Consider the following 1,390-nt stretch of genomic DNA (forward strand, 5'->3'; position numbering starts at 1 on the left):
GTACCCCCATCCTCCGCCGCACTGTAGCCGGACGTGCGGTGATCTGCGTCGCTGAGGCAACCCTGACCGGCGGACCGGGCGACCGGATCCGGGGTCTCGCTGAGTCGGACGCGCCATTCATCGCAAATCATGATATTCACCCTGTTTCCGGCATAGGTTGTGGCCGTGCTCTACGGGATCGCTGCAGCCACCGCCTCCTTTCTCCTCGCCGCCCTGCTCGCCGCGCTGCTGAGGAGGCCCGCCCTGCGCCTCTCCCTCGTCGACCGGCGACGGCAGCGGCCCGTTCCCCTGGTCGGCGGTGTGGCCGTCGCCCTCGTGACCGGGCTGGTCGCATGGGCAGGGGACCGGACCGGTGTCGTGCCCCTCGGTACGGGGGTCGGCAGGGTGCTCGTGGCCGGGGCGGCCGTCGGCGCGCTCGGCCTGGCCGCCGACATCTGGCGGCTGCGGCGGCGGTGGTTGGTCGCCGGTACGGCCGTCGCGGCGGCGTACGTGGTGCCGTACGACGTGACCGGGCCGGTGGTCGGGGTGCTCGCCGTGGGCTGGATCGCGCTGGTCGCCGTCGCCTTCCGGGGGCTCGACCACGCGGACGGGGTGGCCGGCACGGTGGGTGTGGTGACCGCCTTCGGTGTCGGCGCCTGCGCCGCGGCGGAACTGATGGACGGGCTGGCGGTGCTGCTGAGCGCGCTGGCCGCCTCGCTGGCCGGGTTCCTGCTGCACAACGCGCATCCGGCGCGGATCGCGCTCGGCGCGTGCGGGTCGCTCTTCGCGGGCTTCCTGCTCGCCGCGGCGGCCGTGTTCACCCGGGCGGGCCGCGATCCCGGGGCCGGCGTGGGGGTGCTGTTCGCGCTGACCGCTCTGGCGGGCGTCGACGCCGTCCTCGTACTCCTCTCGCGCCGACTGGCGGGCCGGCCCCTGCTGCGCGGCGGGCCCGACCATCTCGCGCACCGCCTGCGGCGGCTCGGGCTCACTCCCCAGGGTGCGGTCTTGGTCCTCGGTGTGGCCTCGTTCTTCGGGGTACTCGTGGGCGTGCTCGTGCACACCGGCTGGGCGGAGAGAGCGGCGCTGCTGTGGGTGGCGGGCGGAGCGGTCGTCGTGGTGGCGGGGCTGCTGCGGGTGCGGGTGTACGAGCCCCGGAGGCGGCGGCGGGCGGGGATGCGCACGCGGGCCCGGATCGGTGGACCCCGAGTGGAACCCCTGCCCGGGCGGACGGGTTCGCACGGGATGCCGGGGGCGCCGGGGTGGCCGGGGCGGCCGGGGCAGTCGGGGGTGCCGGGGCGGTCTGGAGAGGCCTCCGGGGTGGCCACCGGGGTGCCGCGCGCACCGGCTCGTGCATCCTTCCGAGCGACGGTTTTTCCCGCTCGCCAGGCCGGGAGTGAGGACAAAACGCAGG

At 75.5% G+C, this 1,390-nt stretch carries 1 protein-coding gene; it reads left to right on the top strand.

The window, feature by feature from the left end:
- Nucleotides 1-159: 159 nt before the first annotated feature.
- Nucleotides 160-1,390 (top strand): MraY family glycosyltransferase (locus ABEA26_RS35960; RefSeq protein ID WP_345598277.1); only part of this gene is annotated, 1,231 nt, incomplete at its 3' end.

The organism is Streptomyces marokkonensis (genome assembly GCF_039539045.1).
Classification (GTDB): domain Bacteria; phylum Actinomycetota; class Actinomycetes; order Streptomycetales; family Streptomycetaceae; genus Streptomyces; species Streptomyces marokkonensis.